This window comes from Novosphingobium sp. IK01 (assembly GCF_033242265.1).
GTDB classification, from domain to species: domain Bacteria; phylum Pseudomonadota; class Alphaproteobacteria; order Sphingomonadales; family Sphingomonadaceae; genus Novosphingobium; species Novosphingobium pituita.
The window spans coordinates 2,761,909-2,785,196 of record NZ_BTFW01000001.1 but is presented as its reverse complement, the minus strand read 5'-3'; the positions used below and the strand labels follow the sequence as shown (position 1 = coordinate 2,785,196).

The 23,288-nt window shown below is 65.6% G+C and carries 18 protein-coding genes and 1 tRNA gene; 6 read left to right on the top strand and 13 right to left on the bottom strand.

Annotated features, from left to right (window positions below; translation table 11 throughout):
* The first annotated feature begins 8 nt into the window (after nt 1-8).
* Together SBI20_RS12760 and SBI20_RS12755 are read left to right on the top strand one after the other, a co-directional pair.
* A complete protein-coding gene (locus tag SBI20_RS12760) occupies nt 9-2,645 on the top strand; it encodes a TonB-dependent receptor plug domain-containing protein (protein ID WP_317975376.1) in 2,637 nt (878 codons plus the stop codon).
* Between the two features lie 203 nt (nt 2,646-2,848).
* On the top strand, nt 2,849-3,418 hold the full coding sequence (locus SBI20_RS12755; RefSeq protein WP_317975375.1) for a GNAT family N-acetyltransferase: 570 nt from the start codon (nt 2,849-2,851) through the stop codon (nt 3,416-3,418).
* Between the two features lie 57 nt (nt 3,419-3,475).
* Here the strand turns inward: SBI20_RS12755 and SBI20_RS12750 are convergent, their stop codons facing one another.
* From SBI20_RS12750 to SBI20_RS12720, 7 genes are all read right to left on the bottom strand, one after another.
* Nucleotides 3,476-4,099 (bottom strand): TetR/AcrR family transcriptional regulator, encoded by a 624-nt coding sequence (locus tag SBI20_RS12750; RefSeq protein WP_317975374.1) that lies wholly within the window; start codon nt 4,097-4,099, stop codon nt 3,476-3,478.
* Between the two features lie 201 nt (nt 4,100-4,300).
* On the bottom strand, nt 4,301-5,776 hold the full coding sequence (locus SBI20_RS12745) for an efflux transporter outer membrane subunit (protein ID WP_317975373.1): 1,476 nt from the start codon (nt 5,774-5,776) through the stop codon (nt 4,301-4,303).
* Between the two features lie 2 nt (nt 5,777-5,778).
* On the bottom strand, nt 5,779-8,964 hold the full coding sequence (locus SBI20_RS12740) for an efflux RND transporter permease subunit (protein ID WP_317975372.1): 3,186 nt from the start codon (nt 8,962-8,964) through the stop codon (nt 5,779-5,781).
* Between the two features lies 1 nt (nt 8,965).
* Nucleotides 8,966-10,036, bottom strand: coding sequence for an efflux RND transporter periplasmic adaptor subunit (locus tag SBI20_RS12735; protein ID WP_317975371.1), 1,071 nt, complete (start codon nt 10,034-10,036; stop codon nt 8,966-8,968).
* Between the two features lie 497 nt (nt 10,037-10,533).
* A complete protein-coding gene (locus SBI20_RS12730) occupies nt 10,534-11,649 on the bottom strand; it encodes an IS110 family RNA-guided transposase (protein WP_004206949.1) in 1,116 nt (371 codons plus the stop codon).
* A 226-nt stretch (nt 11,650-11,875) separates the two neighbouring features.
* Nucleotides 11,876-12,601, bottom strand: a complete 726-nt coding sequence (locus SBI20_RS12725; protein WP_317975370.1) for a helix-turn-helix domain-containing protein — start codon at nt 12,599-12,601, stop codon at nt 11,876-11,878.
* 95 nt (nt 12,602-12,696) lie between these two features.
* The gene (locus tag SBI20_RS12720) at nt 12,697-13,788 is read right to left on the bottom strand and encodes an acyltransferase family protein (RefSeq protein ID WP_317975369.1); all 1,092 of its coding nucleotides are present in this window, start codon (nt 13,786-13,788) and stop codon (nt 12,697-12,699) included.
* A gap of 593 nt (nt 13,789-14,381) precedes the next feature.
* On the opposite strand from SBI20_RS12720, the gene SBI20_RS12715 reads away from it, so the two are divergent.
* Complete coding sequence (locus tag SBI20_RS12715) at nt 14,382-15,278, top strand: pirin family protein (protein WP_317975368.1); 897 nt, start codon at nt 14,382-14,384, stop codon at nt 15,276-15,278.
* Nucleotides 15,279-15,523: 245 nt separating this feature from the next.
* Complete coding sequence (locus SBI20_RS12710) at nt 15,524-16,405, top strand: TorF family putative porin (RefSeq protein WP_317975367.1); 882 nt, start codon at nt 15,524-15,526, stop codon at nt 16,403-16,405.
* A gap of 121 nt (nt 16,406-16,526) precedes the next feature.
* On the opposite strand, the gene SBI20_RS12705 is transcribed toward SBI20_RS12710, so the two are convergent.
* The 5 genes from SBI20_RS12705 to der form a co-directional block, all read right to left on the bottom strand.
* Entirely contained in the window at nt 16,527-17,222 is a 696-nt protein-coding gene (locus SBI20_RS12705) for a carbonic anhydrase (protein ID WP_317975366.1), read from the bottom strand.
* Between the two features lie 109 nt (nt 17,223-17,331).
* On the bottom strand, nt 17,332-18,753 hold the full coding sequence (locus SBI20_RS12700; protein ID WP_317975365.1) for an ATP-binding protein: 1,422 nt from the start codon (nt 18,751-18,753) through the stop codon (nt 17,332-17,334).
* Nucleotides 18,754-18,802: 49 nt separating this feature from the next.
* Complete coding sequence (locus SBI20_RS12695; RefSeq protein ID WP_317975364.1) at nt 18,803-19,540, bottom strand: response regulator transcription factor; 738 nt, start codon at nt 19,538-19,540, stop codon at nt 18,803-18,805.
* A gap of 273 nt (nt 19,541-19,813) precedes the next feature.
* Entirely contained in the window at nt 19,814-20,176 is a 363-nt protein-coding gene (locus SBI20_RS12690) for a DUF983 domain-containing protein (RefSeq protein ID WP_317975363.1), read from the bottom strand.
* A 41-nt stretch (nt 20,177-20,217) separates the two neighbouring features.
* Nucleotides 20,218-21,594: a ribosome biogenesis GTPase Der gene (gene der / locus SBI20_RS12685; protein WP_317975362.1), complete on the bottom strand. Its 1,377-nt coding sequence runs from the start codon at nt 21,592-21,594 to the stop codon at nt 20,218-20,220.
* A gap of 203 nt (nt 21,595-21,797) precedes the next feature.
* On the opposite strand from der, the gene SBI20_RS12680 reads away from it, so the two are divergent.
* Nucleotides 21,798-22,586, top strand: a complete 789-nt coding sequence (locus tag SBI20_RS12680; protein ID WP_317976135.1) for a CHAP domain-containing protein — start codon at nt 21,798-21,800, stop codon at nt 22,584-22,586.
* A gap of 65 nt (nt 22,587-22,651) precedes the next feature.
* On the opposite strand, the gene SBI20_RS12675 is transcribed toward SBI20_RS12680, so the two are convergent.
* Nucleotides 22,652-22,981: a DUF3297 family protein gene (locus tag SBI20_RS12675; protein ID WP_317976134.1), complete on the bottom strand. Its 330-nt coding sequence runs from the start codon at nt 22,979-22,981 to the stop codon at nt 22,652-22,654.
* Nucleotides 22,982-23,104: 123 nt separating this feature from the next.
* Between SBI20_RS12675 and SBI20_RS12670 the strand changes: the two genes are divergently transcribed.
* Nucleotides 23,105-23,179: transfer RNA gene (locus SBI20_RS12670), tRNA-Val, on the top strand.
* Nucleotides 23,180-23,288 lie beyond the last annotated feature (109 nt).

Below are 23,288 nucleotides of genomic sequence, written 5' to 3'. Positions count from 1 at the left end.
GGCTACGAATGATCAGGATTACGACTTCGGTCACAGCTTTGGCAGTCGCACTCGTTTCATCGGCTGCCGCATTCGCGCAGGACGCTCCTGCCCCGGCCGATGCGCCCGCGGCTTCGTCCGACGTGGCCGAATCCATCGTCGTGCTGGGCACGCGCCGCACCGACCGTACGCTGACCAACTCGGCCTCGCCGGTCGATGTGATCAGCTCGGACGAGCTGACCGCGCAACCTTCCGCCAACATGATGGACGCGCTCAAGAACATCATCCCGTCGTTCTACGTCGGCCAGAACACGATTTCCGACGCCTCGACGTTCGTGCGCTCGCCCTCGTTGCGCGGCCTTTCGGGCGACCAGGTGCTGGTCATGCTCAATGGCAAGCGCTACAACCGCTCGGCGCTCGTGCAGGTCTATGGCGGCAGCGACACCGGCCTTGGCCGCGGCGCGCAAGGCCCCGACATTTCGGCGATTCCGGCGCTGGCCGTGGGCAATGTGCAGGTCCTGCGTGAAGGCGCGACCGCGCAATATGGCTCGGACGCGATTGCCGGCGTGCTCAACTACGGCCTGCGCGAGGATCAGGGCTTCGAGGTCGTTGGCCGCATGGGCCAATATTACGCCGGTGACGGCGAGAGCTACCAGATCGCGGCCAATGGCGGCCTCAAGGGCGACTGGGGCTTCATCAACCTGACCGCCGAATACGACGACGATGGCCAGACCAGCCGCGGCAAGCAACGCCCCTCGGCGGCCAATTTCGCGAAAAACTATCCCGATCTGGCCTCGCAGCTGCCCAACTATCCCGATCCGGTGCAGAACTGGGGCAGCTCGCCCAGCCACGGCTTCAAGTCGGTGGTCAACGCCGCCCTCAATGTCACCGACAACAGCAAGATTTATTTCTTCGGCAACTATGCCCGCAGCCGCGGCGACCAGAGCTTCAACTATCGCGCCTCGGTCAGCAGCACCGCCACCGATGCCAGCGGCGTCGTGCGCAACCAGGGGGCCAACAGCGCCTTCAACAACATCTTCTACCTCACGCCCTGCCCGGCCGGGAATGCCACGTGCCCGTCCGGCGGTTTCGTGAAGGATGGCAACACTTTCCGCTTTGGTTCGCTCTATCCGGCCGGTTTCACTCCGCGCTTCGTGGGCAAGACCGAGGAAATCTACGGCGTCCTGGGCTACAAGGGCCATACCGGCGACTTCACCTACGATCTCTCGGGTTCGTGGGCGCGCAACGCCCTTTCGCTCTCGATGCACAATTCGGCCAACTTTTCCTATGGCCCCGAAACCCAGACGACGTTCCAGTTCGGCGACCTGATCCAGAAGGAACTGAACTTCAACGCCGACTTCACCTATGCGCTCAATCTGGGCTTGGCCGCCCCGCTGACCATTTCGGCCGGCGCCGAATACCGCAAGGAAATCTACGCCCAGACCTCGGGCGACGAGCAATCCTATGGCGCGGGACCCTATGCCGTTGCCCAGCCACTCTATGCGATGACCGCGCCGGGCGTTTACACCTCCGCTGGCACGACCAAGGCCCAGGGCGTGGGCGCCAGCGGCTATGCCGGGACCAGCCCGGAGACCGCCGGGAAATGGAGTCAGCAGTCCTACGCGTTCTACCTCGGCCTCGAAACCGACCTGACCAAGTCGCTGACGGTCGGCGCTGCCGGGCGCTATGAACACTACAACACCTTCGGCGATGCCTGGGTGGGCAAGGTCAACGCGCTCTACAAGATCATTCCGGGTCTCTCGATCCGCGGCAGCGTGGGCACCGGTTTCCACGCCCCCTCGCCCGGCCAGTCGAACGTGTCGATCGTGACGACCTCGTTCAACAACGGCGTCGCCTTCCAGAGCGGCACCTACCCGACCACCAATCCGGTCGCCCAGTATTACGGCGCAACCACCCTTACCCCTGAAAAGTCGACCAACTACGGCGCGGGCGTGATCATCGAGCCGGTCCGCAACATGACGCTGACGGTCGATGCCTACCAGATCAGCCTGCGCAATCGCATCGGCCTGACCCAGCCGTTCACCGTCACCGCCGCCGACCTCGCCACGCAGCCCGCGCTGCTGCCGGTGGGCGTAGACGGACAGGTTCAGTATTTCACCAACGGCTTCCGCACCCGCACCCGCGGCATCGACGCGGTGGCCACCTACCGCACGACGCTGGCCCGCGCCAAGCTCAACTTCTCGCTGGCCTACAACTACAACAAGACCAAGGTCACCGGCTACAATCCGCAGGTCGTGAGCACGGCCCAGCTGATCGACGCCGAGAACCTCTCGCCCAAGCACCGCGCGGTGTTCACCACCAACTGGTCGCTCGACAACGTGGGCCTGACCATCCGCGAGAACTACTACAGCTCGTGGACCGCAGCTCAGGACTATGGCGAAACCAACGGCGTCGCCAACCAGATCTTCGGCTCCAAGTTCACCACCGACATCGAGCTGAGCTATACCTTCCACGACCACTACACGCTTTCGGTCGGTGCGCAGAATTTCCTCGACGAGCACCCCGATCGCCTGAAGCAGACCTCCTCGGTGCAGATCTATCCGATGACCGGCGGCACCAGCGACGGTCAGGTCTATCCGCGCAACGGGGGCCCCTTCGGCTTCAACGGCGGCTTCTACTATGTGCGCCTTCGCGTGAAGTACTGAGTCTTTCCTGCCACCGGACAGGACGCGAAGGGGCCGAAAGGCCCCTTCGTTGTCATTACGCCCCGGTATGCCAGACCGCTTTATGGCCACCTGTCCGGGCAGGGCTGCCCTTGCACGGATTTACGGCCTATGAGCAGGACAGCACCCTTCGCGCTCATGAAGCGCACAGGACGAGGAACCCGCAAAGGGGAGACAAGGACGGCATGATGACGCAGGTGCAAGCGGACAACGGGACTTTCACGATGCGCTGGGCAACAATGGACGACGCGCCCGCGCTCGACGCGCTGATCCGTCTGGCCATCGATACCCTTCAGGCCGACGTGCTCACCCCCGAGCAGGTCGTGGCCAGCCATGCGGTCATGGGGCTCGACCGCCAGTTGATCGCCGATGGCACCTACCTGATTGCCCAGCGCGATGGCCAGATCGCCGGTTGCGGTGGCTGGAGCCGCCGCGCCACGCTCTATGGCGGCGATCACAGCGCCGACTTGCGCGATCCCGCCCTGCTCGACCCGACCCGCGATCCGGCCCGCATCCGCGCGATGTATACCCACCCGGCCTTCGTGCGACAGGGCGTGGGACGGCGCGTGCTCCATGGTTGCGAGCAGGCCGCCGCCCGCCATGGCTTTGTCCGCGCCGAACTCATGGCCACGATGAGCGGCCAGCCGCTCTATGTTGCCGCCGGATACCAGCCGATCGAACCGACATCCGTCAACGCGAACGGCGTCGTGGTGCCGATGGTGCGGATGGGCAAGGCCCTGGTGATCGAAGATTGAAAGGGAGGGCGGGGCCGGCTTGCGGATGGCCCGGCCCCCCGGACCCTCGTTTTTTTTTCAGCCCGCCGGGCGCACGGCATGGGCGGCCAGGAAGGTCGAAACCGCCATCTGCGCGATGATCCGGGTCTGTTCGTCATCGGGCTGGATGGGCGAGCCGAGCAGGATTTCCTCGTTCGGGCCGATCTTGCACAAGGCGATGAATTGCCGGGCCAGCAGTTGCGGATCCTGCGGACGCAACTCGCCCCGCTCGATCCGCCTGGCCATCCACTCGGCCAGAAAGTCGTAGCTGCGCTGCGGGCCGCTCAGGAAGAAGGTGCGCCCCATCGCCGGGAAGCGAGCCGCCTCGGCCACGGCCAGACGATAGGAGGCAATCGCATCGGGCAGCACCACGAAGCGCCCGAGCGCGAGCGCGAGCGCGCCCAGCACGTCTTCCAGGCTCTGGTTCGGCTGGCTTTCGAGAACTTCGAGAACTGGCAGGAAATGTTCGTCGAGCAGATCCTGCACAACGGCCCCGAACAGGGCCTCCTTGTTGGCGAAATAGCCGTAGAGTGTCCCCTTGGAGCCCCCGACCAGCGCGGCAATCGCAGCCATCGAGGTAGCGCTGTAGCCCCGCTCCAGGAAAGCCGCACGGGCGATGGCCAATATATCGCGTCGCCGACTTTCACACTTTTTGCGCGCCATAGACTCCTCGGTGTGCAGGGGGCCAGCCCGGAGCCGCGAGTGCGTGACATCGCGCAAGCTGGCCGACAAGTCCGTAGAACAGGACTCCGTAAAAAGGACTTTCTTGGGGAAAATGCCCGGAAGCCGCCGCGCTTCCTGTGCCTGCGATGGGGGGGATAGGCGGCAGGAAACGCGGCGGCGGCGGGGCGGACCGACCGGGGCTCAACCGGAGGGGGAGGGAGTCCCGGCGGTCCATCCACCGCCAAGCGCGCGATAGAGCGAGATTTCGCTCGTCTGCTGCGCGAGACGGTCGGTCAGGTATTGCTTCTGGGCGCTGAACACCGTGCGCTGGGCATCGAGCACCACGATGTACTGACTCACCCCGCCGCGCCAGGCCTTGGTCGCGAGATCGAGGTAGGATTGCGACGATCTCACCTCGCGGCGCTGGGCATCGAGCTGGCTGCCGAACGTGGCGCGCGCGGCCAGCCCGTCGGCCACTTCGCGAAAAGCAGTCTGGATCGCCTTCTCGTAAGTGGTCACGGCGATGTCGCGGTTGGCCTGCGCATAGTGCAGGTTGCCCTTGAGGCGTCCGCCGCTGAAGATCGGCAGGCTGATCTGCGGGGCAAACGACCAGGCGCCCTGTCCCGCGCCGAACAGGCCCGTGACACTCTGGCTGACCGTTCCGCCCGACCCGGTCAGCGTGACCTTGGGGAAGAAGGCGGCGCGCGCGGCACCGATATCGGCATTGGCGGCCTTGAGCTGGTGCTCGGCCTCAAGGATGTCGGGGCGGCGTTGCAGCAGGTCGGCAGGAAGACCGGCAGGGACCGGGGCCAGCACAGGAAGGCCCTGACCACTGCCGATGGCCATGTCCTGATCCATGAATCCGGCGTCGAATCCGTCGGGAAGATCGGCACCCACCAGCAGGCGCAGGGCGTTGGTGTCGGTCTCGACCAGACGGACCCCGCGCTGCACTTCGGCCTCGGTCTGGGCCACGAGGGTCGCGGCCTGACGGCGGTCGAGTTCGGTGGCGGTGCCCGCTTGCAGGCCCCGTTCCACCAGCCTGAGCGCGGCCCGGTAGTTTTCGAGCGTGGCCTTGCTGAGCGCAAGCTGCTGGCGGTCGGTTTCGAGCGTGAGGAAGGCCACGCCGATATTGGCCACGAGCGAGATCTGCGTCGCGCGCCGGGCCTGTTCGGTGGCGAAGAAGGTTTCGAGCGCGGCGCTGTTCAGGCTGCGGATACGCCCGAACAGGTCGAGTTCATAGGACGTGACGCCCAGCGTCGCTCCATATTGCTCGAACACCCGCGCCTGCCCGGTCTGCGACACGTCGCCCGGCAGGCGCTGGAGCGAGGCGCTCCCCCCTGCGTTGAGCGTGGGCATGAGGTCGGCATGGGCGATCCGGTATTGCGCGCGGTAGGCTTCGACATTGAGCGCCGCCTTGCGCAAGTCGCGGTTGTTGGCCAACCCCTGGGCGATCACCGCGCGCAATTGCGGCGAGCGGTAGAAATCCTCCCAGGCGATGTCGGCGGCGACAGGGGCCGTGGCCCCCTCCCCGGCGGATGCCGGAGAGGGTGTGGCCACGTCCTTGAGACGGTCGGGCCATTGCGCCGAGACGGGACTTGCCGGGCGCACGTAGTGAGGGGTGAACGAACAGCCGGCCAGCAACAGGCCGAGCGTGGCGGAAAGACAGGTCTTGCGCATCGTCAGGCTCCCTGCGGGGTCGGTTCAGGGCTGGCGTGGCCGGGCCCGTCCTGATGGTCAGGGCCGGACTGGTCGGGGCCAGCAAGCTTCCGGCGCGGAATCTTGAACGCCTTCATCACCACCACGAAGAAGGCCGGGACCAGGAACACCACCAGGATGGTGGCGCCCACCATGCCGCCCACGACCGCCGTACCGATGGCGATGTGCGAGCCGGCCCCCGCCCCGCTGGCCACGGCCAGCGGCAGCGTGCCCAGCACGAAGGCGAACGAGGTCATCAGGATCGGACGCAAGCGTTCCTTGGCGGCAACAATCGCGGCATCGACCAGTTCGCGTCCGTGATCATAGCCTTCGCGGGCGAATTCGACGATCAGGATCGCGTTCTTGGTGGCCAGCCCCACGGTGGTGAGCAGGCCGACCTGGAAGTAGATGTCGTTGTTGAGACCACGCATTAGCGAAGCCAGAACCGCGCCCAGCACGCCCAGCGGAACCGCCAGGATCACCGCGATGGGCACGCCCGCACTTTCATAGAGCGCGGCAAGGCACAGCAGCACCGCCACGATCGAGACCGCATAGAGCTTGCCCGCCTGACCCGACGACTGTTCCTGTTCGAACGAGACCGAAGTCCATTCCGACGCAATGCCTGCGGGCAGCTTCGAGGCATATTCCTTCATGATCTCCATGGCCTGCCCGGTGCTGACACCCGGCACACCCTGGCCCAGGATTTCGACAGCCTCGACGCCGTTGTAGCGTTCGAGCTTCTGCGCGCCGATCTTCCAGTCGATGTGGACGACGCCCGAGAGCGGAACCATCTGGCCCTGGTTGTTGCGCAAGTACCACTTGGTCAGGTCGTCGGGCTCCATGCGCGAGTCGGGCTCGCCCTGGATGAACACGCGCTTGGTGCGGCCCGAGCGGGTGAACTGGTTGACGTAGAGCTGCCCGAACGAGCCTTGCAGCGTCGAGTTGATGTCGGCGATGCTCACGCCCTGCGCCTCGGCCTTTTCGCGGTCGACCACGAAGTGGGCCTGGGGCATGTCGTCGAGGCCGTTGGGGCGCACGGCCATCAGGCGCGGGTCCTTGGCGGCCATGGCCAGAAGCTGGTTGCGCGCGGCGATCAGCTTTTCGTGGCCCAGATGCCCGCGATCCTCGAGTTCGAAGTCGAAGCCGCTGGCATTGCCCAGTTCCATCACCGCAGGCGGCAGGAACGGGGTGATCCGGGCCCCCTTGTAGGTGGCAAAATGGGCAAAGGCGCGGCCAGTCACCGCCGCGGCGGTCTGGTCCGCCCCCTTGCGATCCTCGAAGTCCTTGAGGCCGACAATGATGATACCGGCATCCTGCGCGCGGCCACCGAAGTTGAAGCCCATGACCGACAGCACGTTCTGGACTGCGGTCTTTTCCTCGTTCGCAAAGTACTGGCGAATGTCGGCGTTGACCTTTTCGGTCTGCTCGGCGGTCGAACCGGGCTTGAGCTGGACCTGCACGAAGATCGTGCGCTGGTCCTCGTCGGGCATGAAGCCGCCGGGAATGAGCTGGAGGCACCACAGCGCAAGGCCCGTCAGCGCGACATAGACCACCGCCGCAGGGCGGACATGGCGCAGCACGCCCGCCACGCCGCCGCCATAGCGCACGACCATGGCGTCATAGCGGGTGTTGAACCAGTGGAAGAAACCGCGCGGCTGATGGCCGGGCGCATGGGGCTTGAGCAGGGTGGCGCACAGCGCCGGCGTGAACGTGATCGCCACGAACGCCGAGAGCAGCATCGCCGAGATGATGGTGATCGAGAACTGGCGATAGACCACGCCCGCCGAGCCGCCGAAAAAGGCCATCGGCAGGAACACGGTGGAAATGACCAGCGCGATACCCACCAGCGCGCCGGTGATCTGGTCCATCGACTTGCGGGTGGCTTCCCTGGGGTCGAGGTGTTCCTCGGCCATCAGGCGCTCGACGTTCTCGACCACGACGATGGCGTCGTCGACCAGCAGGCCGATGGCCAGCACCATGCCGAGCATGGAGAGCGTGTTGATGGTGAACCCGAAGAAGCCGAGCACGGCGAATGTGCCGAGCAGGACCACCGGCACCGCGATGGTCGGAATCAGCGTGGCGCGGATGTTCTGGAGGAACAGGTACATCACCGCCACGACCAGCACGATCGCGATCAGCAGCGTCTCGACGACTTCCTCAAGGCTCAGCTTGACCACCGGCGCGGTGTCGTAAGGGAAGACCACGTCGAGCCCGTGGGGGAAATAGGGCTTGAGGTGATCGAGTTCGGCCTTGATCGCGGTGGCCACTTCCATCTGGTTGGCGCCGGGCGCCAGATTGATGGCGATGCCTGCGGTGTCCTGCCCGTTGAGCAGGGCGCGCGGCGACATGTTCTGGCGGTTGAGTTCGACATCGGCGACATCGCGCAGGCGCACCTGCGCCCCGTCGGTGTTGACCTTGAGCAGGATGTTGCGGAACTGCTCGGGATCGGTGAAGCGCGTGGGGCCGACCACCGTCGCATCGAGCAACTGGCCCTTGCGCGCGGGGATGCCGCCGATTTCACCCGAGGAGACCTGGATGTTCTGGCTGCTGATCGCCGCGCTCAGGTCGCTGATGGTCAGGCCATAGCTTTGCAGGCGCTCGGGCTTGACCCAGATGCGCATCGCATATTCCGAGCCGAACAGCGTGTAGTCGCCCACGCCGCTGATCCGCGCGAGCGGGTTGGTCACGTTGGAGGCCAGATAGTCGCCGATCGCGGCGCCATCCATCGAATGGTCGCGCGAGACGAAGCTGGCCACCAGCATGAAGTTGCGGGTCGCCTTGGTCACCGAAAGCCCCTGCGCCACCACTTCGGTGGGCAGCATCGGCTGGGCCAGCGACAGCTTGTTCTGCACCTGGACCTGGGCGATGTTGGGGTTGGTGCCCTGCTTGAAGGTCATGACGATCTGCGCCGAACCGTCCGCCTGGGCATTGGCGGACATGTATTCGAGGCCGTCCAGACCGTACATCTGCTGTTCGATCGGCTGGATCACGGTATCGCGCACGGTCTCGGCCGAGGCGCCCGGATAGACGACCGCCACGGTGATCGGCGGGGGCGCGATATTGGGATATTGCGCGATCGGCAGCGAGATCGTGGCAATCGCGCCGACCAGCATGATGATCAGCGCGATAACCCAGGCAAATATCGGCCTGTCGATGAAATAGCGGGCCATATCAGTTGGCCCCCGCGTCCGTCTGGGTTCCGTTGACGGACTTGTCGATCGTCACCTTGGTGCCAGAATTGACCGCTTCGAGGCCGTTGGAAATCACCCGGTCGCCCGGATGGAGGCCCCCGGTCACGACCCAGGCATTGCCCTGCGTGCCATCGATGGTGACCTTCACCTGCCGGGCCTGGCCCTGGGCATCGACCACGTAGACGAAAGGATCGGCGTGGATGTCGCGCTCGACGCAGTTCTGCGGAACCAGATAGCTGGCCTTGGCAGGCGCCGTGCGGACCCTGGCGCGCACATACATGCCCGGCAGCAGCAGGTGCTGCGGGTTGGGGAAGATCGCGCGCAAGGTGGTCATGCCGGTGCCCGGGTCGACGCTGACTTCCGAGAACGCCAGCCTGCCCTTGATCTCATAGGGCTTGCCGTCTTCGAGCGTCAGTTCAACGGGGATATTGCCCCCCTTGCCCGCCGTCAGGTTCTTGTCGGTGAGCGAGCGGCGCAGTCGCAGCAGGGCATCGCTCGACTGCTGGATATCGACGAAGATCGGGTCGAGCTGGGTCACCGTCGTGAGCGCAGTGGCCTGATCGGCGGTCACCAGCGCGCCCTCGGTGGTCAGCGAGCGGCCGATACGGCCCGAGATCGGGGCATAAACGCGCGCGCGCTGAAGATTGATCCGGGCCGACTGGACATCGGCCTGGGCCTGACGCCAGGCCGCGACGGCATCGTCGCGCTGCTGCTTGCTGACAACGCTATCAGAGACGAGCGCTTGATAGCGGCGCGCCAGAGCCCCGGTCGATGCGGCCGTCGCCACTGCGCGATCATAGACGGCCTGATAGGTCGAGGGATCGACCTGGTAGAGCGTCTGGCCCTTGACCACGTCGGTGCCTTCCTCGAACTGGCGCCGCTGGAGAATGCCGCTGACCTGGGGGCGAATCTCGGCGATGCGATAGGCCGAAGTGCGGCCCGAGAACACCATGTCGCGCTCCACATCGCCCGGCTGCATGACGATCACGTCGACATGCGGCGGCGCCTTGGGCGCGGGAGCCGGAGCCCCTCCGCAACCCGCCAGCAGCATGCTCACCCCCAGGGCCAGCCCGCCATAAAACACCTGCCCCCGCCGCCGCAGGGATGCACGGGATCGCCCACTGCCGGGCACCACATCACAGGATCCGAAAACCAAGGCCGATCACTCCATAACCGTACAGTTCGGTCGCGTATGTGCGTCGCTTTGACCTGCGTCAATAGACCATACTGTACGGTCTCATGACTGCCATCCGAGACGCTGACCGAGTTTACTCCTTCGCTGGTCGCAAGACCAGCGGTCGCATTGACCTTGGCGGGTGTGCCGCGGACGCCTGATCGACGACGATTGATCATGCTCTCATCCGCGGGTTGGTTACCGCACTACCCGTATCCGTCGCTGGGCCTATCCTCCGTCTAAGTTCGGGCGTCGGACGAACCTGCCCCACCGTACATCGTGGATTGCCCATCACAGTCGGGTGCCCGCGGCACGCCGGCCAAGGCTATGCAGTTGGTGCGCTGGCGCCTCCTCTCGTTAATGTCGTGCGCGGATCAGCCGGCTATCGCCGGCGACACCCGACGGGCGATGTCCCAGGCATAGCCGACCAGTTCACGCGCGATCGCGGTGGTCACCTTGGGCTGAGGCTTGCCCGTGGCCGCCAGGCGACGGTAGCGCTGGCACAGGCGAACCTGCGCTTTCCACCCGATCGCCTGGATGTCCTCGGACAAGTCGATGACCCGCTCACGGTAGCGTCGTTCCTCGCGAGCGGGCAGTCGATACGACCAGCCCGCCTCAATCAGCATGGTTCGTGCCTGCGCGTTGCCCGCGCGGGTGATCCGGCCCCGTTTGGTCCGAGCGCCGCTGGAGTGCTCGGACGGCACCAAGCCGACATACGCCATCAGTTGCTTGGGATTGTCGAAGCGGGTGAGATCGCCTACTTCAGCGACCAGCGTCGCAGCGCTGACCAGCCTGATACCGCGCAGGACCTGTAGATTGCGGACCAGCGGCGCAAAACACCATGCGTCCACCGCTTCAGTCAGCGCCGCTTCTAAGCGCCCAACCCGTGCCTGCGCCTCCAGCACCCGCTTCTGCATTTCCTCGAATGCCAGCTGTTGGTGGGGAAAATCGAACCGCTGCTCGGACAACCACCGCCAGTACATTTTCGTCCAGGCCGCCTTGCCGCCGAAACGACGATCATGACGCAACAGGAAGCTGCGCACTGTCTGCTTGGCTCCGATGGCATCATCTTGCGCGCTGCGTCGCGCGCGGATGAGATCGCGTACCGCCTCGTGCGCTTCGTCCGGTATCCAGATTGCGGTGAGTTCGCCAGCGCGTAGCAGCCGCGCCAGGGTCATCGCGTCACGCCGGTCCGTCTTTACATGGTCACCCGGGCGCCGCGGCATCATCGAGGGGGCGATGACGATGCAATTCTGTCCCAGCTTCGTCAGCAGCCGATGCAAGCCATACCCGCAGGGACCAGCTTCGTAGCAGACGTTCAACGTCACGCCCGGTCCAGTCAGCCGCTTGACCAGCTTCCTGATCGCATCGTCCTCGTTGGCGACCGTGCCGACGAAACGCACCTCGCCTCCGCGTTCCCCATCGGCAACCGCGACCGCAATGGTTTCCTTATGAACGTCCAGACCAACGTATTTCACCGTCTCCGTCATGACTCGTCTCCGCTGCTGACAAATCCATCATCAGCATCTCAGATTCGAGCCTCCGAGGCTCTGGCAGTCATGGGGTCTATTTCGCAGAAGCAGTTGCACAAAACGCAGTAACGAGTGCGCCGCGCGCAGACGCGGGCGCTCCGGGCCCATCATGGCCCGGAGCGCCCGGCTGTCTTGGCGAATTCTAATGCATTAGCGGAAAAGTGTGCGCGCCACCGCGCGGCGCTTATCCGCCGCGGCTGCCGCGCGGATAGACGATGATCGAGAGATAGCGCAGCGTCCCCTCGCCCAGTTCCTCCGGGCCATGCTGGGCCTGGCTGTCGAACAGCAGCGTATCGCCCGGCGAGAGCTTGTAGAGCCGGTTGCCGTGGCGATAGGACAGCGTCCCTTCGAGCATGTGGATCAACTCGGTCCCGGCATGGGCAAAGCTGGTATAGGGCACCGCCCCGTCGGACAGGGTGATCAGATAGGGTTCGATCGCCATCTCCCCGCTCAGGAGATGGCCGAGCAACTGGTAGACATGGCCCGACTTGGTGCCGCGCCGCTCGATCTTGACGCCTTCCCCGGCAGCCACGAACGAGCAGTCGTGCCGCTCCTCGGCCAGCGCGAACAGCGATGACATCGGCACGCTGAGCGCCTGCGCGAGCGAATGGATCGAGGTCAGCGAGGCGGAAATCTGGCCATTCTCGATCTTGGAGAGCATGCCGGTCGACAGGCCCGCGCTCGACGCCAGGTCGGCGACCGACAAGTCCTGCTGGCGGCGCAATTGCCGGATGCGCAGGCCCAGCGCCTTTTCAAGCGCGCGCGGATCGTTGCTGGGGGCGCCCGAAACGGTTCGCACGGCTTCCACCACATCCTCGGGAACGGGCGGGACATCGACCACGTCGACGCCATCAGCCATCTCGACTGGGCTGGTCCGGGTACTGTGGTCTTGCGCGGCGCGTCGGGGCATCGTGTTCTCCTGCGATTCCCTGATGGGGTGCAAAGTCCTCAAAGACAAGCCATGTCCCGAAAGCCATTTCCCGGAACCGATGTCCGGGCAACAGGTCAAGCCGGAACAGCCATTGTGCCCCGGTTCCCCCGCGCAGGCGCGAAGCGGCCGACGAACCGCAGCAAAGGCCGTTCGACCAGGCTGTGCGCCATGCAGCCCCCGGCCACCGCCAGAACGGCGACCCCGAAATAGGTCAGCACCGGATCGAGGCGCGCCAGCGCCGGCACACGGGCCGCCACGATGAAGCACAGCGAAATCACCGCCGAGTGCACGAGATAGAGACTGTACGACGCATCGCCCAGATAGCGCAGCCCCCGCCCGCACCACGGCGCCAGCAGGGCATCGGCCCGCGCCATGCCCGCGATCACGAGCGCGAAGGACAGGGCGATCAGCACCACCACCTCGTTGTTCGATCCATCAATGGGTTCGAGCCGGAAATCGGTCAGCGCCACGCTGAGCGCCAGTCCGCCCAGACCGAGCCCGATGGCCCCCAGCGCCGGCACCTGCCCGCTCATGCCCTGCCCCACCCCACTCTGGCCAAACCGCCGGTACAGCCAATAGGCCCCGCACCCGAGGAAGAAATGCGCATTCCACAACGTCCACAGCCGGAACGGATCGGCCAGACCAAACCGATAGCTGGCCGCCAGATAGACCAGCCAGACCGCAAAAACCCCGATTCCCAGAGCCCGATTCCAGATCAGTACGCCAAATGCGAGGTAGAACTTCACCTCGTAGAAGAGCGTCCAGGCCACCAGCAGCGGCGGCAGCGGGGATTCCACGAAAGGCAGCAGAGTCACCGCCGAGAGGATATGGCCACTATCGTAGATGAAATCCGAATCCCCCAGCCCTGCAAGCGCTGCCGAGACATAGAGCAGCGAAAAGATCCAGTATGTCGGATAGATCCGCGCAAACCGCTTCCAGCAATAGCGCCCCAGCCGATCAGGCGCCCCGATGTCGCGGCGGTGGGCAAAGCAGATGATGAAGCCGCTCAACACGAAGAACAGGCTGACCCCCATCCGCCCGACTTCGGCCCAGCGCCCGATGAAGGCCCCGAAATCGAAACCGCGCTGCCCTCCGATGATGTGGACATGGTAGAAAACCACCCCCAGGGCCGCAACCGCGCGAAGAACCTGAACGGTTACAAGCAATGGTTTGCCATTTTCCGCCATCGCCACCAAGTCCCCCCGGAAGTGATCCGATCAAAACAGCAAATCGAATCGAAAGATTCGTAAAATAACAGAATAAAGGGAAATCACGAACACGCCCCGACAAGCCACACAAACGACAGCACAAAATCAATTCGCGCAGATCAATCCACGACAACAGCCACCGCTGTCAGAATTTCAGGCCTCTTTCAGAGCCCGACCCAAAAGTCGGGCGGCGGAGGTTTGGCGAGGGATTTTGGGTCACCACAAGAAGGCTGAGAGCCCAGCGATGCTGGAGGCATCGTGGCGAACAGCCGACGCCGTGGTGGCACAAAAGACCCGCCGAACCGACCCGAAGGACTTTTGGGTCGGGCTCTCAGAGGGGGAGGGGGAGGGGGAGCAACCATAGCTTGATCGACCGGACGGCAGGCTGCTGACGGCCTGACCGGATATGCTGCCTGATGGCCGCCCCAGCGCCACCATTTCGACAATCCTGAACATTTTGACGATTTCTATCGGCATACCGTCGAAAGGGGAAAGCCACTATTCCTGCCTCATGCCCGGCCCATGCGGGCCCCAACGGGAAAGGCCCTGCCATGTCGATCCGCAATCCCCATATCGAAGGCGTCGAATTTGCCCTGCTGCCGCCCGTCCGCGATCTGGGGGATGGCTTTCAGGTCCGCCGGGCCCTGCCCTCGGCCCACCGCCGCATGGTCGGCCCGTTCATCTTCTATGACCAGATGGGCCCGGCGACCTTTGCCGCGGGCGAAGGGCTCGACGTGCGCCCCCATCCCCATATCGGGCTGGCCACGATCTCCTACCTCGTCGAAGGCGAGATGCTGCACCGCGATTCGCTCGGGGCCGTCCAGACCATCCGCCCCGGCGAGGTCAACTGGATGACCGCCGGGAGCGGCATCGTCCATTCCGAGCGCACCGGCCCCGAAGTGCGCGCCAAGGGCGGCCCCCTGTTCGGGCTTCAGGCCTGGGTGGCCCTGCCCGTCGCCGACGAGGAATGCGATCCGGCCTTCGACCACTACAAGGCCGACGCCATCCCGACCGTCGAGCAGGACGGCACCCGCATGACGCTGATCGCGGGCAGCAGCGAAGGCCTTGTCTCGCCGGTACGGACAGCCTCGGACCTGATCTATGCCGATCTCGTCATCACGCCGGGCGGGCGCTACCGAATCACCGCCGAGCATGTCGAGCGCGCGCTCTATGTCGTTCAGGGCGAAATCGCCGTGGACGGGCAGACCGGCGCCTTTGCCACGCACGAACTGGTCGTGCTCAAGCCGGGCGCCGAAGTGGTGATCACCAGTGCGCGCGGCGCGCGGGTGATGCTGATGGGCGGGGAGCCTTTTCCCGAACAGCGCCACATCTTCTGGAATTTCGTGTCCTCGCGTCCCGAGCGGCTCGAACAGGCCAAGGCCGACTGGAAGGCCGACCGTTTCGCCCATATTCCGGGCGAACACGAGTTCATCCCGCTTCCCGGATGAACCGCCCCGCCCCATGCGCCGCCCCCCTATTGTGACCACAATGTCACGCACAGGTGCCGAATGGCTTCGGTTATCTTCCAATAAATGGACCTGACGCGAAATACGTGTATGACGGACGGGCAACGGTGAAATCAGCAGCCGGAACAAGATTTTACAGTGTAATGCACTGTAACAGTCCTGTCCGAGACTGGCAGACACCGGGCACGCAGGCGGATCTGTTGAAACTGTAGGGGAGACCGTTTCCGATGCTTCATCGTCCCGCGCACGCCCGGCCCGCGCGCCTTGCCCTGGCCATCGCGATTGCAAGTGCCAGCCTGAGTCTGGCCACCACCGCCAAGGCCGAAGAAGAAACCGCGCCGCCCTCCGCCTTCACCGTTTCGGGCAGCGCAGCCATCGTGTCCGACTATCGCCTGCGCGGCGTCTCGCAGTCGAACAACGGCTTTGCCATTCAGGCGGGCGTGACCGTTGCCCATCAAAGCGGATTTTACGCTGGCGCCTGGGGTTCGAACCTGGCCGGCTGGGGCACCTTTGGCGGTCCCAACCTCGAAGTCGACCTCATCGGCGGCTACAAGAAGACCGTCGGCCCGGCCACGATCGACGCCGGCCTGACTTGGTACATGTATCCGGGCGGCGCCAACAAGACCGACTATGCCGAACCTTTCGTCAAGGTTTCGACCACGGTCGGCCCGGTCTCGATGCTCGGCGGCGTGGCCTATGCCCCCAAGCAGCAGGCCCTGGGCAAGTGGTACAATTCGGGCGCCTCGGCCGCCACGGGCATCTATGACCACCCCGGCGCCAAGATGGACAACCTCTATCTGTGGGGCGACGTGAACGGCGGCGTGCCGCATACGCCGGTCAACCTGAAGGCGCACCTGGGCTATTCGAAGGGCAACTCGGGCCTTGGCCCGAACGGCACCAGCGTCGCCCCGAGCGGCCAGTACCTCGACTGGATGCTCGGCGCCGAAGTCGTCCTCGGCAGGTTCGTGCTCGGCGTGTCCTATGTCGACACCAACATCACCAAGGCCGACCGCGACCACCTGAGCCCCAACTTCACCAAGTTCCAGACCGCCGGTGGCGATTCGATCTCGTCGGGCCGCGCCGTGTTCTCGGCCACCGTCAATTTCTGAGGAACCAGCGCCTGGGGCTCCTTGCCGTGCCTCGTGCTGACCACCCATAGAAAACCCCCCGCTGGCCTGGCCAACGGGGGGTTTTTCCTGTCGATCCCGGCCTTTCCGGGCCCGGCTGGCCTTATTCGGCCGCTTCGCGCAGCATTGGCTCGGCCGCCACGCGCACCGCCGCCGGAAGGGCCACGGGAAGCGGGCGATCCTCGCGCAGGGGCACGAACTGGCCGGTGTCGCCATCGAGGCCCAGCACCTGCCCCGCCGCGATGTCGACGAACCAGCCGTGAAGCGACATCTCGCCCCGCGCGATGGCCGCCGCCACCGAAGGATGCGTGCGCAAGTGGGCGATCTGGGCAATCACGTTTTCAAGGGCAACCGCGCGCACGCGCTCCTTGCCTTCGAGATGGGGCGAGCAGCTCGACACGACATGCTCGGCCGCCGCGCCATGGCGCAGCCAGGCCACCACGTTGGGCATGCCTTCGGGCGCTTCAGGGGCGGCCAACGCCTTCATCGCGCCGCAGTCGGAGTGACCGCACACGATGATGTCGCGCACGCCCAGCGCCACGACGGCATATTCGACCGTCGAGGAAACGCCGCCGTTCATCGTCGAATAGGACGGCACCATGTTGCCCGCATTGCGGCACACGAAAAGATCGCCCGGCTGGGCCTGAACGATCTGTTCGGGCACGACGCGCGAATCGGCGCACGAGATCATCAGCGCCTTGGGCTCCTGCCCATGGGTGGAGAGCTGCGAATAGAGGTCGCTGCTTTGCGGAAAGGTCGTCTTCTCGAAGCTGAAGACCCGGCCGATGAGTTCGTTCATCAGAAATCACCCCATCTTGTCTGTCATGATGCACGGAGCCATCTGCACCGCGCTTGCAGAAATGAGGTAAGCATCGGTTTTTGCCCCGATCCGTCGGGGCTGTAAGAAACTATTTCCGCGATGCAGCAGGGCGCTGACCCGGCCCCAGCGGCAGACGAACCGTGACGATCAGCCCGCTGGCAGCCCCGCCGGGAGCCCCCTCGGGCCCCGCCCCATCAGGTCCCGTCCCATCAGGCCCCGTCCCATCAGGCCCCGTCCCGCCAGCCCGGTTGGCCAGAGTCAGCGAGCCCCCTTCCGCACGAATCGAGCGGCGCACGATGGCCAGCCCCAGCCCCATGCCCGGCGTATCGCGCGAACGCGCCGCATCGAGCCGCACGAACGGTTGCAAGACATCCTCGAAGCGATCGGCAGGAATGCCCGGACCATGGTCGGAGACGATCACCTCGGCCCATTCGCCGCCCTTCTGTTCAACCACCCGCGCGACATGAACCTCGACACTGCCGCCATAGTGCACGGCGTTATCGACCAGATTGCCCAGCGCCCGGCGCAAGGTGACCGGGCGCGCCTCGATCACCAGACTGTCGGGGCCTTCGTAGACCGCCTCGTGCCCCTGGTCGCAGGCATTGTCGACCAGCGTCATCGCCATGGCCGCCAGATCCATCCGCTCGGCGGGAATCTGGCGGCCCTCGCCTTCGACATAGGCCTGAAGCGAGGCGAGCAGGTGCATCATCTCGTCGATGTCGTGGACCATGTCGGCCTGGTCCTGCGGGGCGATGCCCGCGTCGTCGAGGCGCAGCCGCAGCCGCGCGAGCGGGGTGCGCAGATCGTGGCCGATCGCCAGCATCGACTGGGTGCGGTCGACCATCTGGCGATGAATGCGGCTCTGCATGCGGTTGAACGCGCGGATCAGGCGGCGCACTTCGTCCGGACCGCTCTCGGCCAGAGGTTCGGGCGCCCCCGCGCCCACGCGCCCGGTCGCCGCCACCAGCGCCCGCAAGGGCCGCACCGTGGCACGAAACAGCACCCAGGCCAGAAGCGCCAGCAAGGGCGTGGGCAACAGGAAGACCGCCAGTTGCCCGACATTGAGCGTCCAGGCCTCGCGCGCCTGGGTGTGGAAGACCAGCCCCGACCCGTCGGACAGGCGCATGACCCCGCTCACGCTGCCCGGCGCCGAAATCGACCGCAGCGCAAAGCGCGGATCGTTGTGGGCCAGTTCGGGTGCCGCATCGAGCACCTGGCTGCGCAGCCGGTCGAGCGGCAGGGCATCGACCGCATGGGGCAGATGCGGGCGCCAGGTCAGCGCAAGGTGCGCCGACGACAGCTTCTCGGCCATGGCCGGGCGCCGCGCGGGCGCTTCGGCTTCCAGAGCGCGGCTGGCGATCGTCAGGTTCTCGGCAATGCGCGCGGCATCGTCGGAGCGCAGCGCGAAATTGCTGACCCGGTCGAACAGGACCGCATTGGCCCCGAAATCGATGACCGCCATCAGCACGAGAATCGCCAGCAACCGCTCGGGCAGGCCGATTCGGCGCACGATGGGCAAGCGTGTGGACAGGCTCAGGATACGCGGCCTCCCACCACCGTCAGGCGCGCGTGACCGGGGCCTTGAACATGTAGCCCACCCCGCGCACGGTCACGATCGGCGCCTCGCCCCCGGCGGCGGCCAGCTTGCGGCGCAGGCGGCTGACCAGCACGTCGATGCTGCGGTCAGAACTGTCGCCCAGCCGCGTGCGCGACAATTCGATCAGGCGTTCGCGCCCGAGCACGCGCTGGGGCTGGGCCACGAACGTGGCCAGAAGGTCGAATTCGGCGCCGGTCAGATCGACCATGATCCCGCCGGGCGCATGCAACTCGCGCCGGGCCAGCGAGAGCGTCCAGCCCTCGAAGCGGATCTCGCTCGCGCGTTCGCCCGGCTCGGTGCCACCAGCCGCTTCCCCGCCCTGTCCGCCGCGCCGCAGCACGGCGCCCACCCGCGCGACCAGTTCGCGCGTGCCAAAGGGCTTGGCCAGATAGTCGTCGGCGCCCAGTTCGAGGCCGAGCACACGGTCTTCCTCGCTCCCGCGCGCGGAAATGAAGATGATCGGCACGTCGCTCAACCGGCGCAGCTTGCGGAACAGATCGATCCCGCTGGTGCCCGGCAGCATGATGTCGAGCACGACGAGATCGGCAGGCGCGCTTTCGAGCAGAACCCACATTTCCGCGCCCGTGGCCGCAGGGCGCACATCATAGCCATGTTCGCGCAGCGCGCGCGCGGTCAGCGTGCGCAAGGGGCCGTCGTCTTCGACAAGCACGATGGAAGGGGCAAGTCCGGTCGCCAACATTTTCCCGTTACGCGGCTGCGCCCCTTTCAGTTCCGGCTCGGCCGCCGGGTCGGATCCGGCGCTCATCCTTGCGCACCGGCCCGGCGAGGGCAAGACCGCTTTCCCCGGCGATCGACAGGCAAAAGACGCAAAAGGTGGGCCATCAGGAACTCTCCGGCAAACAGGGGCGGTTCTTCCGCATGCCCGATGCCTACCACCCCCCTTTTTGCGCGCATGCCACAGCTTCGCGACAAAACATTGCCGCCCTCCGAAAGTGCGAACCCGATTTTCCGCTTATTTCTCCACCAGATCACGCCCCGGCGCGGTGGCAAAGCCATGCAGCCCGAGCCACCATTGCAGCGCGATCACCGCACCCTTGGCCACCGGCAACAGGCCCAGCACCAGCCCCGCCGTCGGAACCAGGCACAGCGCCATCATCACCGGCGCCGAAAGGGTCGTTTCAAGGCCCAGCGCGATGAGCACCGGGGCCATGACATGGCCTGTGACCAGAATCGCGATGTAAGGGGGAAAATCGTCGGCGCAGTGGCCGCGCCAGTCCTGCCCGCAGGCCGGGCAATGGTCCACCGGCTTGAGCCAGCGGGCAAACAGCCGCGCCTGCCCGCAACGCGGACAGCGCCCCCGCCCCCCGCGCGCCATGGCCTGAACCAGGGATCGCGGGAGGGCGGGGCGCGTGGCCGTCATTTGGGAGCGAAAGGGTTCTTGGGGCTGCGCAGCGTCAGGCGGATCGGCACCGCATCGAAGCCCAGTTCGCGGCGGATGCCGTTGACCAGATAGCGCCGGTAGCTTTCGGGCAGCATGTCCAGACGCGTGCCGAACAACACGAAGCCGGGCGGGCGGGTCTTGGCCTGGGTGATGTAGCGCAGCTTGATCCGCTTGCCGCCGGGTGCCGGCGGCGGATTGGCGGCAAGCGCATCGTCGAACCAGCGGTTGAGCGCGGCGGTCGGCACGCGGCGGCTCCACGCATCGCGCAAGCTGAACGCGGCGCCCAGCAGGGTGTCGAGCCCCTTGCCCGTGCGCGCCGAGACCGCCACGAGCGGCACCCCGCGCACCTGGGCAAGGCCATCGTCGAGCGCCTGACGCACGCCGTTGAACAGCCCGCTGGCATCCTCTGCCACGTCCCACTTGTTGATCGCGATGATCAGCGCGCGGCCTTCTTCGAGGACCATCGAGGCGATCTTGAGATCCTGGTGTTCGAGCCCGCGCGTGGCGTCGAGCAGAAGCACGACCACTTCGGCAAAATCGATTGCACGGCGCGCGTCTGCAACCGAAAGCCGCTCAAGCTTGTCAACGACTTGCGCCTTCTTGCGCATGCCCGCCGTGTCGATCAGGCGGATCGGGCGGACCTCGCCGTCCTTCGGATCGGTCCACGACCAGTCGATGGCGATCGAATCGCGGGTGATCCCGGCCTCGGGCCCGGTCAGCAGGCGGTCCTCGCCCAGAAAGCGGTTGATCAGCGTGGACTTGCCCGCATTGGGGCGGCCCACCACGGCCAGCTTGAGCACGGCCTTGGGGTCGTACTCGACTTCCTCGTCGCTGGCCTCGTCCTCGTCGTCCTGCTTCTCGCCGATATGGGGGAGCAGCGCCTCGAACAGGTCACCCATGCCCTCGCCATGTTCGGCCGAAACGCCGACCGGATCGCCAAAGCCCAGCGAGAACGCCTCGAACAGGCCATGGTCGCCCGCGCGGCCTTCGGCCTTGTTGGCCAGCAGGATCACCGGCACGTCGTGCCCGCGCAGATAGCGGCCGATTTCCTCGTCGAGCGGGGTGATCCCCGCACGCGCATCGACCACGAAGAGCGCGACATCGGCGCCTTCGAGGCTGGCCTCGGTCTGCTGGCGCATACGGCCCGGCAGGCTTGAGGGATCGTCGTCTTCCCACCCCGCGGTGTCGACGATGGTGAATTCGAGGCCCAGCAGCGAGGCATCGCCGAAGCGACGGTCGCGGGTGACGCCGGGCTGGTCATCGACCAGCGCCAGCTTCTTGCCGACGAGCCGATTGAACAGGGTGGACTTGCCCACGTTGGGCCGTCCGATGATGATAACCTGGGGACGCATAGCTCCCGTTGGCCCGGCTTGGCGCCAAAGGCAAGCGGCCGTTGCATCGGTGTATGCGATGTTAACCAAGCCGGTCAGCCTGACATTGACCAATTGGCTGGCACATCAGCCTCATGAGCAGGTGGACGACAGCAAGCTTCTGGGCCCTGACCGGCAGCATGGCCCTGATCGCGGCATATCCCGCAAGGGCTGCCCCGGTGGCCATGATTCCCGGCCCCGAACAGGCCGACAGCATCCCGACGGACACCGCAGGATCGGGCCTGCCTTATCTGCAATGCGTGCCCTACGCCAGAAAAGTTTCAGGGATTCAGCTATTTGGCGATGCCCATACGTGGTGGGACCAGGCCGAGGGGCGCTATGAGCGCGGGTTCACCCCGAAAGTGGGCGCGGTGATGAGCTTCCATGCCCATGGCGCCATGCGGCTCGGCCATGTGGCGATGGTGAGCAGGATCATCGATTCCCGCACGGTGCTTTTGCGGCATGCCAACTGGTCGCCGATCAATGGTATGCGCGGCCAGCCCGAGGACGATGTGCGGGCGGTCGATGTCTCGGATTCGAACGACTGGAGCGAAGTTCGTGTCTGGTATGCGCCGATTCAGGATCTGGGAACGACTCACTGGCCGGTCGACGGATTCATCTACAACCGCACCCCGCACGGAAAACCGGGTATGGGCGGGCCGATCCATCTGGCCCGCGGCGAAAGCGCTGTCCCCGCAGGCACGACACCCCGGCTTACCCTGCTCTCGGCCCCGGCGCCGAAACCGGCCGCTGCAAGCCGCAACCGCATCGACGCCAGTTTTCTCGATGGCCTGAGCAGCGACAAGCCGTCCCAATCTTCGAGAACCGCGCGTCGCACCTATCTGGCCGCACACATCGAACCGGCCCGCGCGCAAGCGACCTCGACGCGCCGGGAAAGCCGCGCCGTACTGTCGGACGACCCGATTGGCCGGATCATCGCCAGCCACATGAGCCCCGCCGCGCGCCTGCGCTGAGGCTCTCTGCCCGGAAACACACATAAAGTGGGGGCCGCAATCATGCAGCCCCCGAAACCGGCGAATCAGCCAGCCTTGGCCACGGGCGCGCCTTCACCCAGATCCTCGTACCAGGCTTCGACCGGGCCCGAGAGCTTGAGCGTGAGCGGGTTGCCCTTGCGGTCCATCGTCTTGCCGGCCTGCACGCGCACCCAGCCTTCGGAAATGCAATATTCCTCAACGTTGTTGCGCACGGTGCCCTTGAAGCGGATGCCGATACCGCGCTGAAGCTTGTCGGCATCGAAATGCGGGCTGCGCGGGTTGATCGCCAGGCGATCGGGCGGCACGTCCGCGCCGCTGGTGGTGGGGGCAGCGGCGGGAGCCGCGTTTTCGGGAGTTTCGATCTCGTCGGTCATGGTCATGCGAAATATCTTCACAACCCCACTTGTCAACGCTGCGAGAGCCCGTTAGAGGCGCCCTCCACACCCCAAGCGGACGGCACGGCACCCAGCCCGCCTCCACCGGGGCCGCCAGAAGGCGGGCGCGTAGCTCAGCGGTAGAGCACACCCTTCACACGGGTGGGGTCACAGGTTCAATCCCTGTCGCGCCCACCATCATCTTCCTGAAAACAGGGACGTGATGGTGACACTTTTCCCCCCTCGAAATCGCTGTTCCTCCTCGTTCCGGCCCACGCACGGTGCTGTTGCGCGCCCTGCCCGCGCC

What these genes read in the sequence shown, in the direction of transcription:
- SBI20_RS12680 (WP_317976135.1), top strand. Translation starts at nt 21,798, where the DNA reads ATGATTCCCGGCCCCGAACAGGCCGACAGCATCCCGACGGACACCGCA.
- der (WP_317975362.1), bottom strand. Translation starts at nt 21,594, where the DNA reads ATGCGTCCCCAGGTTATCATCATCGGACGGCCCAACGTGGGCAAGTCC.
- SBI20_RS12695 (WP_317975364.1), bottom strand. Translation starts at nt 19,540, where the DNA reads ATGTTGGCGACCGGACTTGCCCCTTCCATCGTGCTTGTCGAAGACGAC.
- SBI20_RS12675 (WP_317976134.1), bottom strand. Translation starts at nt 22,981, where the DNA reads ATGACCGACGAGATCGAAACTCCCGAAAACGCGGCTCCCGCCGCTGCC.
- SBI20_RS12690 (WP_317975363.1), bottom strand. Translation starts at nt 20,176, where the DNA reads ATGGCGCGCGGGGGGCGGGGGCGCTGTCCGCGTTGCGGGCAGGCGCGG.
- SBI20_RS12760 (WP_317975376.1), top strand. Translation starts at nt 9, where the DNA reads ATGATCAGGATTACGACTTCGGTCACAGCTTTGGCAGTCGCACTCGTT.
- SBI20_RS12715 (WP_317975368.1), top strand. Translation starts at nt 14,382, where the DNA reads ATGTCGATCCGCAATCCCCATATCGAAGGCGTCGAATTTGCCCTGCTG.
- SBI20_RS12710 (WP_317975367.1), top strand. Translation starts at nt 15,524, where the DNA reads ATGCTTCATCGTCCCGCGCACGCCCGGCCCGCGCGCCTTGCCCTGGCC.
- SBI20_RS12735 (WP_317975371.1), bottom strand. Translation starts at nt 10,036, where the DNA reads ATGCTGCTGGCGGGTTGCGGAGGGGCTCCGGCTCCCGCGCCCAAGGCG.
- SBI20_RS12745 (WP_317975373.1), bottom strand. Translation starts at nt 5,776, where the DNA reads ATGCGCAAGACCTGTCTTTCCGCCACGCTCGGCCTGTTGCTGGCCGGC.
- SBI20_RS12705 (WP_317975366.1), bottom strand. Translation starts at nt 17,222, where the DNA reads ATGAACGAACTCATCGGCCGGGTCTTCAGCTTCGAGAAGACGACCTTT.
- SBI20_RS12740 (WP_317975372.1), bottom strand. Translation starts at nt 8,964, where the DNA reads ATGGCCCGCTATTTCATCGACAGGCCGATATTTGCCTGGGTTATCGCG.
- SBI20_RS12725 (WP_317975370.1), bottom strand. Translation starts at nt 12,601, where the DNA reads ATGCCCCGACGCGCCGCGCAAGACCACAGTACCCGGACCAGCCCAGTC.
- SBI20_RS12755 (WP_317975375.1), top strand. Translation starts at nt 2,849, where the DNA reads ATGATGACGCAGGTGCAAGCGGACAACGGGACTTTCACGATGCGCTGG.
- SBI20_RS12730 (WP_004206949.1), bottom strand. Translation starts at nt 11,649, where the DNA reads ATGACGGAGACGGTGAAATACGTTGGTCTGGACGTTCATAAGGAAACC.
- SBI20_RS12750 (WP_317975374.1), bottom strand. Translation starts at nt 4,099, where the DNA reads ATGGCGCGCAAAAAGTGTGAAAGTCGGCGACGCGATATATTGGCCATC.